The following is an 8,901-nucleotide window of genomic DNA, read 5'->3' on the forward strand; positions in this document are numbered from 1 at the left end:
CATTCTGTTTTTAAAGGTAAACAATAAAAACAGCTTTCGAATAAAGCGACATTACCCACTATTCGAATGGCGAATGTCTCACAAACCCGCTTAGGTCTGACTGCCATGATCTGCTGGCCCGATGCTTAAAACAGAGAAACACACCATTTTTACCGCTGATGCAGTTATAATCGCCAACCAGTTAGCCATCCTTGCGGAGACGAAAAATTTTGACCAGCAAGAATTACAATTATCATGTGACCCATTTCGTCACCAGTGCGCCCGATATTCGCCATCTTCCGGGGGATGAAGGTATTGAAGTTGCGTTCGCCGGTCGCTCTAATGCCGGTAAATCCAGCGCGTTAAATACCCTGACCAACCAGAAAGGCCTGGCGCGTACCAGTAAAACGCCGGGCCGTACCCAGCTGATTAACCTGTTTGAAGTGGAAGAAGGCATTCGCCTCGTCGACCTGCCAGGTTATGGCTACGCCGAAGTTCCTGAAGAGATGAAACGCAAATGGCAGCGTGCGCTGGGTGAATACCTGCAAATGCGTAACTGCCTGAAAGGCCTGGTGGTGCTGATGGATATCCGCCATCCGTTGAAAGATCTCGACCAACAGATGATTCAGTGGGCCGTCGATGTCGGTACGCCGGTCATGATCCTGCTGACCAAAGCGGACAAGCTGGCGTCTGGCGCGCGCAAGGCGCAGCTCAATATGGTGCGTGAAGCGGTAGTGCCGTTTATGGGCGATATCCAGGTTGAAGCCTTCTCCTCCCCGAAAAAAATCGGCGTCGATAAGCTGAGCCAGAAACTGAATACGTGGTTTAACGAGATCCCACCGGAAGTGCTGCCGGAAGATGACGACACCGCCGGCGAATAACAACATCCCAGGTGCCGCAATAGCCGATGTGGAAACGCATCGGTTTTTTTACGCCTGCGATCCGCAAAGCCAGGTTTTTTTCGTTATCTAATTACAGTTTTGACTGAAATCCATCATAAATTCTTATGACCATTTAACGATGGGAACCCAGAGAATGAGCAAATTCAGGGGATCGAACGAGGAAAAAGTTTTTCGGAGAGAATAGGGAAAAATTATGGCTCAGCTTTGTTTTTACAATAAAAAACGCCCCAGTCAATACTGACTGGGGCGGCTAAATATTCAGCCAAATCCGATTACGTGAAGTAAAAGGTCTGAAAGATAGAACATCTTACCTCTGTACCCTACGCGAGTAACTTTACATGATTTTTTCGCAGTGCAAAAGAATTTTTTGTAGTTTACTTACACAGTTTAGTGCGTAATAACGGCGAGGTTGCGGAAACAATCGCCGTATCTTGTAGCTTAATTACAAAAACTGCTTAGGTTATCGCCAGTTAGCACTCCCACAGGGGACCAGACTGACGAATCACCACATTATCAGTGAGCTTCATCCCAGTTGGCACCCACACCAACGTCGACTTTCAGCGGTACGGCCAGCGCCATGCTGTTTTCCATCAGCTCACGAATACGCTGGTTGGACTCCTCAAGCACCGACTCATGAACCTCGAATACCAATTCATCGTGTACCTGCATAATCATACGCACCAGTGGCTTCTCCTGAGCTTGCAGCCAGGCGTCCACTTCGATCATCGCACGTTTGATGATATCGGCTGCCGTCCCCTGCATTGGGGCGTTAATTGCCGCTCGCTCGGCCGCCTTACGGCGCATGCCGTTACTGGAACTGACATCCGGCAGATACAGACGGCGGCCATCCAGCGTGCTGACGTAGCCTTGGTTAGCGGCCTGCTGGCGGGTGCGCTCCATATACTCCAGCACGCCCGGATAACGTTCGAAGTAAAGATCCATATAGCGCTGCGCTTCACCTCGTGGGATCCCTAACTGACGCGCCAGACCAAATGCGCTCATGCCATAAATCAGACCGAAGTTAATCGCCTTGGCGCTACGGCGCTGCTCATTGGTCACTTTATCGAGCGGCAGGCCGAACACCTCAGCCGCCGTGGCGCGGTGGATATCCTCACCAGCAGCAAAGGCTTTCAGCAAGCCCTCATCCTGTGACAGGTGAGCCATAATACGCAGTTCAATTTGCGAATAGTCGGCAGCAACAATACGGTAGCCTTCAGGAGCAATAAACGCCTGACGGATACGGCGTCCTTCGTCGTTGCGCACCGGAATATTCTGCAGGTTGGGATCGCTGGAAGAGAGACGCCCAGTAGCCGTCACCGCCTGATGATAAGAGGTATGCACCCGACCACTTACCGGGTTAATCATCAGCGGCAGCTTGTCGGTATAGGTGGTTTTCAGCTTCGCCAAGCCGCGGTATTCCAGAATTACCTTCGGTAATGGGTAATCCAGAGCCAACTCAGCCAGCACTTCTTCATTGGTCGAAGGTGCACCGCCCGGAGTTTTCTTCAGTATTGGCAGCTTTTGTTTTTCGTACAGGATCGCCTGCAACTGTTTGGTCGACGCCAGATTGAAAGGCTCTCCCGCCAGTTCATGGGCCTGAATTTCCAACTCAGCCAGGCGCTTGGTCAATTCAATGGAGTGGGTGGCCAAAATGCTTTGGTCAATCAACACCCCGGTTCGCTCGATATGCGACAACACCGGCAACAGTGGCATTTCAATCTGATTGAATACCGTCAACAGCTCAGCGCTTTCCTTCAATTGCGGCCACATCGCCAAATGTAATTGCAGCGTCACGTCAGCATCTTCAGCGGCGTAAGGTGCTGCCTGCTCCAGTGCAATCTGGTTGAAGGTGAGCTGCTTTTTACCCTTACCGGCAATCTCTTCGAAGGTCACGGTTTTGTGACCAAGGTAGCGATCGGACAAGCTGTCCATATCGTGACGGCCGCCCACGCTGTCCAGCACATAGGACTCCAGCATGGTATCGAAGGCAACACCGCGCAGAGTAATGTCGTAACGCGCCAGCAGGCTCATATCAAACTTCAGGTTTTGCCCGACCTTCAGCGCTTTCTCGTCTTCCAGCAGCGGCTTCAAGGTGGCCAGCACATAATCGCGCTCCAACTGTGTTGGCGCGTCAAGATAGTCATGTGCCACCGGCAGATAAGCGGCTTCACCCGGCGCAATGGCAAATGACAAGCCGATCAGGTTAGCGGTCAGGGTATCCAGGCCATCAGTTTCGGTATCAAACGCGAATACTTCGGCTTTTTTCAGTTTTTCCAGCCACTCAGTGAAGGTGTCTTCATCCAGAATGGTGACGTAACCCTCTTGCGATAGCGTCGCTTCTGCCGGGGCTTTTCCGGTTTCAGCCACTGCACTGGCAGAGGATTTCGCCGCACTGGTTGCTTTCACGCCAGCACCTTTCTTGCCTTCTAGCCAAACACCGGCTTCGACATCTGCCAGCCAGCGCTTAAATTCATACTGTTTGAACAACTGCTGTAATACGTCAACGTCCGGCGCAGACACTTCGAGATCGGCGCAGGTCAGATCCAGTTCGACATCGGTTTTGATGGTGGCCAGTTTGTAAGAGAGATATGCCATCTCTTTGTTCTGTTCCAGTTTGGCCGCCATGGTCTTGGCCCCGCGGAAGCTGAGCGTGGCGATACTGTCCAGATTGGCATAGAGCACATCCAGCCCACCCAGGCCCTGTAACAGCCCCTGCGCGGTCTTCTCACCCACGCCTGGTACGCCTGGGATGTTATCCGAGGCATCTCCCATCAACGCCAGGAAGTCGATAATCAGCGCCGGTGGAATACCGTACTTTTCGCACACTTCCTGCGGGCCGAGAATGGTGTTGTTCATGGTGTTGATCAGGGTGACGTTCGGCGTAACCAGCTGCGCCATGTCTTTATCGCCGGTGCTGATCAGAACCGCATGACCAGCCTTTTCAGCTTCCAGCGCCAGCGTGCCTATGACGTCGTCGGCTTCAACGCCGGGCGTAACTAACAGCGGCAACCCCATGGCCTTGACCATTTTGTGCAACGGCTCGATTTGCGCGCGCAGATCGTCCGGCATCGGCGGCCGGTGCGATTTGTATTCTGCGAACAGCTCATCACGGAAGGTTTTTCCTTTGGCATCAAACACCACCGCAACATGGCTTGGCTGATACTGCAGCAGCAAGCTGCGCAGCATATTCAGCACGCCGTACATTGCCCCGGTCGGTTCACCCGCGGAGTTGGTCAGCGGAGGGAAGGCGTGATAAGCGCGGTAGAGGTAAGAGGAACCGTCAACCAGGATTAATGGGTTTTCTGCAATTTGAGCCATAGTGTTACTTTATCTTTATCGTGATCGGACATGGCGGTAAGCATGCCATAGCTGGCCGCTGGAGACGAACCTTAGCGTGCATTAAGGGCGAAAATCATGTGATTCTGCAAAGCGATCCGCAAGATCCTGTCTGTGGATAACTTTGTGTATAGAAAAGACAGTAAATTATAACGATGCATTTATCGTTATAAGTATAAATAAAATTCCCATTTAAATCATTGCGTTAAATGGCGTAATTTTAACTGAGGGTAATTATAGGCTTTTACACAATTTGTGGATATATATTGCACCCAGTTTTAATAGCACTATTTACCAAATTTGGCGCCTCAATTACCATAGCACAAGATGGGCAAGTTGCACGAAAACACAGCAAATGCCTATTTCTTCCTCTATAAAAACAGTTACTATTAACGGGCGCTTTCCCTCTCTGGTTTCTGTTAAAATATTTTTTTGTTCATGCATACCGGCATGTAACGCTGTTACCCACAACCGTCAGCCCATAACCATGCCAAGATTGTTATCCCCCGTTATTTTTATACTTTCTGCCCTGCTCGCCATTTTGGTGACCGTACTCTGTTCAGTCCCCATCACGCTGGCCGGTATCATTAAGCTACTGGTGCCCTTTCCTGCCGTCTGGCGACGTATCTCAGCCTTTGCCGATTTTATGATGTGGTGCTGGTGCGTAGGGTTGGCACTGCTATTACGTATTAACGGGCAACTGCGTTGGGATATTGAAGGGCTGGAAGGACTGGAACGAAAAAACTGGTATCTGCTGATCAGCAATCACGAAAGCTGGTCAGATATTGTGGTGCTGTGCGTGTTGTTCCGTAACCATATCCCAATGAATAAATATTTTCTTAAGCAACAGCTAGCCTGGGTGCCCTTTGTCGGACTGGCCTGCTGGGCGCTGGATATGCCATTCATGAAACGTTACTCACGCGCCTATTTGCTGAAACACCCAGAAAAACGCGGTAATGACATCGAAACCACGCGCCGTTCCTGCGAAAAATTCCGTAAGCGCCCGACCACCATCGTCAATTTTGTGGAAGGATCGCGCTTTACTGAAGCCAAGAAAATTAAAACCAACTCACCCTACCGCAATTTACTGGCCCCAAAAGCCGCCGGTATTGCTTTTACACTCAGTGCATTAGGTAAGCAGTTTGATAAAGTGTTAAACGTCACCCTGCTTTATCCAGAAAATACTGAGCGGCCTTTTCTGGATATGTTGTGCGGACGATTGAAACGTGTGGTGGTAAGAATTGAGCTGCTGCCTGTCGATGAAACCATGCATGGCGATTACTTTAACGATAAGCAGTTTAAGCGGCGCTTCCAGCTTTGGTTGAATACGCTCTGGCAGGATAAAGACCGGCTGCTGGATAAGTTGAAACAATCGTAGAGCAAAAAAAGCCGGCTTAGCCGGCTTTTTTACTTTAAATGTCGGTTACTTCTGCTCGCTGAGGAATTTAACCACGTCGGCGAATTGCTTCACGTAAGCATCCATCGAGCTGGTATCCAGGCCGTCATTTTTAACCATGTATTTGCCATTAACAAATACCGCTGGCACGCCACGCAATTGCAGATCTTCTGCAGCTTTCTCCTGTTGAACCACCAAGGATTTAACTACGAAGCTGTTCAGAGCCCCATCATAATCAGCCGCACTCACGCCAGCCTTCACAAACACATTGCGGATATCATCCGCTGTTTGCACGGTCTGGGTTTTCTGCACCGCTTCAAACATCAGCGGGCTAACTTTATCTTCCACGCCCAGCGCCATTGCTACAGCCCATGCCTGAGTCAGTTGTTTACCCAGCGGCCCCAGGAATTCAACGTGGTACTTGGTCATTTTAGTGCCCGCAGGCAGCGCTTTTTTCACATTTTCGGAAACGTGATACACCTGCTCGAACTGATAGCAGTGCGGGCAATAGAAGGAAAAGAACTCCAGTACCTGAGGCTCACCGGTCACTGGCTTATCCAGGGTTACGTACTGAGCACCATCGCTAAATTGCGCAGCCGAGGCACTGAATGCCATTACCATGCCAACGAGTGCCAACCATATTTTCTTCATAAGACTAAACTCTCCATTGTGTTAAAACTTCAATACATTGGCATCAGCTGCAGAGGGGGTTCCTGCAACAGCTTAACCTGCTCGGTGAATGCCGCCGTCTGAGATAACCAAAAATCAGACTCCGCCATCCACGGAAAACTTTTAGGAAACGCGGGATCTTGCCAACGCCGAGCAACCCATGCCAGGTAGTACAGCATGCGCATGGCCCGCAACGGCTCGATCAACGCTAATTCACTTTGATCAAACTCAGCAAACTCGGAGTAAGCCTCCAGCAGAATATCTAACTGCATCAGGCGATCGCGACGTTCACCGTGCAACAGCATCCACAGATCCTGTATTGCCGGCCCATTTCGCGCGTCATCCAGATCAACAAACAGCGGACCATCACGCCACAGGATATTGCCCGGGTGGCAATCTCCGTGCAAACGTCGCGGCTGCCAATCCAGATGCCAATGTTGCTTAATAGCCTCGATCAACCTGTCGGTCGCATTCAGGAAATTTTCACGCTGGGCTTTAGGCAACAGTTCACAACTAGCCAAGACCTGACGTGGCGCAGTGAGATATTCCTCAATGCCGATTGTCGGACGTTCTACAAACAGGCTTTCACTGCCTACCTGATGAATACGCCCCAGGAAACGTCCCACCCACTCCAGTTGATCGAGATTATCGATCTCATACTGCCGCCCGCCAACGCTGGGAAAAACAGTAAAAAAGAAACCGTTGTGCGTATGCAGCGTTTGCCCCTGCAGGGCCAGTGGCGCAACTGCCGGGATCTCTGCCAGGGCAAGATCATGAGAGAACTGATGTTCTTCACCAATCTGCTCTGCGCTCCAGCGTTCGGGTCGATAAAACTTCACCACATAACGCTTACGATCTTCGTCCATAAACTGATAGACGCGATTTTCATAGCTATTAAGCGCTGTCAGCCCGGAATCTACACGCAGACCAATACCCTCCAACGCGTCCATAATCAGGTCGGGCGACAGGGTCTGAAAATTAAAAGCTGAGTTGTTCATAACAACATTCGGTTTCGTTTGGTGACATCACTGTGCCGGGAATGAGAAATAGTAGCATTAATGGCAGGTTTCACGAGTAACTGGTTCACCTGACCGCACGAATGCTAATCCTTTATCACCCCGCGGGCACGCAGCAATGCCGTTTTGAAGTCTTCTTCGTAATCCTTTTTCAGACCGGGGATCTGTTCGGTGCCAGCGCTACCGCGCATTTTCAGATGGTAGATCAGGATATCATCGCTCAGGTCAGCCAGATTGCCCTGGAAACCAGCTTCCTGTGCCAGTTTTTGCAAAAACGTGATCAGGTTGAGATCCGGATCTTCCTGCCAGGCCGGCTGTAGCAGCTCAATCAGCTCGTTTACGCGGTGCGTTTTCATCACAATATCATCCAATAGAATCAATAAACACACAAAGTAACAGGCTTAACAACGCAGTGAAAGAAGCAGCTTGTCAATAAAGGTAAATCCTGATGTCGAACCCTCTTTAGCGCTACAATCAGGGCGTTAGCCATAAATTCGGGATGATGGATATGCATGAGGAGATTACCGGCATTATTTTAGCCGGTGGGCGCGCTACACGTATGGGCGGGGAAGATAAAGGCCTGATTCAGATTGCCGGTATACCTCTGTATCAGTACGTACTTTCTCGGTTACGCCCGCAGGTAGGCCAGATTGCCATCAGTGCTAATCGCAATCAGGCGCGCTATGGCGAAAGCGGTCTGCCAATCGTCAGCGATCTGACTCCAGACTTTTCTGGCCCGCTAGCAGGCATGCTGGCCGGATTGGAACAGGCGACCACCGAATGGGTCGTTTTTGTTCCCTGCGACGTCCCCGATTTTCCCGCTACGCTGGTTGATCAACTCTGGCAACAGAAAGGCAGTTCTCTGGCCGCCTATGCCAGCGATGGAGAGCGAGCGCACCCCACACTGGCACTGTTGCATACCAGCCTGGCGCCTCAGTTGAAAGAGTATCTGGCCCGCGGGGAACGCAAGCTGATGTTATTCCTGGATGCGGCAGGTGCACGGCAGATCGTATTCAGTGGCCATCGGACGGCATTCCATAATCTTAATACCCGGGAAGACTGCCTGCGCTGGCAGCAAGAAAAAGGACTCACCAATGCATAATGCTCTTCCCCCCTTGCTGGCGATTGCCGCCTATAGCGGAACGGGTAAAACTACGCTGCTTAAGCAATTAATTCCTTTATTAAAACAGCGGAAAATTCGCGTAGGGCTAATCAAACATACTCATCATGATATGGATGTGGATACACCAGGCAAAGACAGTTATGAACTGCGTAAAGCAGGCGCCGACCAAACCTTGGTCGCCAGCGATCGTCGCTGGGCCTTAATGACTGAAACGCCGGAACAGCAACCTTTGGATCTTCAGTATCTGGCCAGTCGTTTTGATCGTAGCAAGGTGGATATAATTTTAGTCGAGGGGTTTAAACATGAACCCATTAGTAAAATTATTCTCTATCGTGAAGAGATAGGCAGGCCGCTTGAAGATATGCTGGATGAGTTTGTTATCGCTGTTGCCAGCGATAAATCGATAGCGGTCAAGACAAGATCCCTGGATCTCAACCAGCCGGAGAGCATTGCCGATTTCATCAGCGAATGGCTGAAAGG

At 50.6% G+C, this 8,901-nt stretch carries 9 protein-coding genes; 4 read left to right on the top strand and 5 right to left on the bottom strand.

Annotated elements, in window-relative coordinates:
• Nucleotides 1-209: 209 nt before the first annotated feature.
• On the top strand, nt 210-860 hold the full coding sequence (gene yihA, locus ACUTSU_RS18130; RefSeq protein ID WP_112349269.1) for a ribosome biogenesis GTP-binding protein YihA/YsxC: 651 nt from the start codon (nt 210-212) through the stop codon (nt 858-860).
• A 279-nt stretch (nt 861-1,139) separates the two neighbouring features.
• Here the strand turns inward: yihA and ACUTSU_RS18135 are convergent, their stop codons facing one another.
• Nucleotides 1,140-1,187 (bottom strand): spot 42 RNA, inhibition of DNA synthesis, encoded by a 48-nt coding sequence (locus tag ACUTSU_RS18135; RefSeq protein ID WP_071892919.1) that lies wholly within the window; start codon nt 1,185-1,187, stop codon nt 1,140-1,142.
• A gap of 207 nt (nt 1,188-1,394) precedes the next feature.
• Nucleotides 1,395-4,199, bottom strand: coding sequence for a DNA polymerase I (gene polA / locus ACUTSU_RS18140; RefSeq protein ID WP_445654526.1), 2,805 nt, complete (start codon nt 4,197-4,199; stop codon nt 1,395-1,397).
• 505 nt (nt 4,200-4,704) lie between these two features.
• On the opposite strand from polA, the gene ACUTSU_RS18145 reads away from it, so the two are divergent.
• Nucleotides 4,705-5,595, top strand: a complete 891-nt coding sequence (locus ACUTSU_RS18145) for an acyltransferase (protein ID WP_012147556.1) — start codon at nt 4,705-4,707, stop codon at nt 5,593-5,595.
• Between the two features lie 45 nt (nt 5,596-5,640).
• Here the strand turns inward: ACUTSU_RS18145 and dsbA are convergent, their stop codons facing one another.
• The 3 genes from dsbA to ACUTSU_RS18160 all read right to left on the bottom strand — a co-directional run bounded on the left by dsbA (nt 5,641) and on the right by ACUTSU_RS18160 (nt 7,654).
• Complete coding sequence (gene dsbA / locus ACUTSU_RS18150) at nt 5,641-6,264, bottom strand: thiol:disulfide interchange protein DsbA (RefSeq protein WP_445654527.1); 624 nt, start codon at nt 6,262-6,264, stop codon at nt 5,641-5,643.
• Between the two features lie 29 nt (nt 6,265-6,293).
• The gene (locus ACUTSU_RS18155; protein ID WP_445654528.1) at nt 6,294-7,280 is read right to left on the bottom strand and encodes a serine/threonine protein kinase; all 987 of its coding nucleotides are present in this window, start codon (nt 7,278-7,280) and stop codon (nt 6,294-6,296) included.
• Between the two features lie 104 nt (nt 7,281-7,384).
• Entirely contained in the window at nt 7,385-7,654 is a 270-nt protein-coding gene (locus ACUTSU_RS18160; protein ID WP_445654529.1) for a YihD family protein, read from the bottom strand.
• Between the two features lie 152 nt (nt 7,655-7,806).
• Here ACUTSU_RS18160 and mobA point away from each other — a divergent pair, with 152 nt between their 5' ends.
• Nucleotides 7,807-8,400 carry a molybdenum cofactor guanylyltransferase MobA gene (gene mobA / locus ACUTSU_RS18165; protein WP_445654530.1) on the top strand — a complete coding sequence of 198 codons (594 nt, stop codon included), beginning with the start codon at nt 7,807-7,809 and terminating at the stop codon, nt 8,398-8,400.
• On the top strand, nt 8,393-8,901 hold a 509-nt coding region (gene mobB / locus ACUTSU_RS18170), incomplete at its 3' end, for a molybdopterin-guanine dinucleotide biosynthesis protein MobB (protein WP_445654531.1). The genes mobA and mobB, both read left to right, overlap by 8 nt.

It is taken from the genome of Serratia sp. NA_13, assembly GCF_052691735.1.

Bases quoted from the DNA above. Each gene is read 5' to 3' on its own strand.
- polA (WP_445654526.1), bottom strand. From the start codon at position 4,199: ATGGCTCAAATTGCAGAAAACCCATTAATCCTGGTTGACGGTTCCTCT.
- ACUTSU_RS18145 (WP_012147556.1), top strand. From the start codon at position 4,705: ATGCCAAGATTGTTATCCCCCGTTATTTTTATACTTTCTGCCCTGCTC.
- dsbA (WP_445654527.1), bottom strand. From the start codon at position 6,264: ATGAAGAAAATATGGTTGGCACTCGTTGGCATGGTAATGGCATTCAGT.
- ACUTSU_RS18155 (WP_445654528.1), bottom strand. From the start codon at position 7,280: ATGAACAACTCAGCTTTTAATTTTCAGACCCTGTCGCCCGACCTGATT.
- ACUTSU_RS18160 (WP_445654529.1), bottom strand. From the start codon at position 7,654: ATGAAAACGCACCGCGTAAACGAGCTGATTGAGCTGCTACAGCCGGCC.
- mobA (WP_445654530.1), top strand. From the start codon at position 7,807: ATGCATGAGGAGATTACCGGCATTATTTTAGCCGGTGGGCGCGCTACA.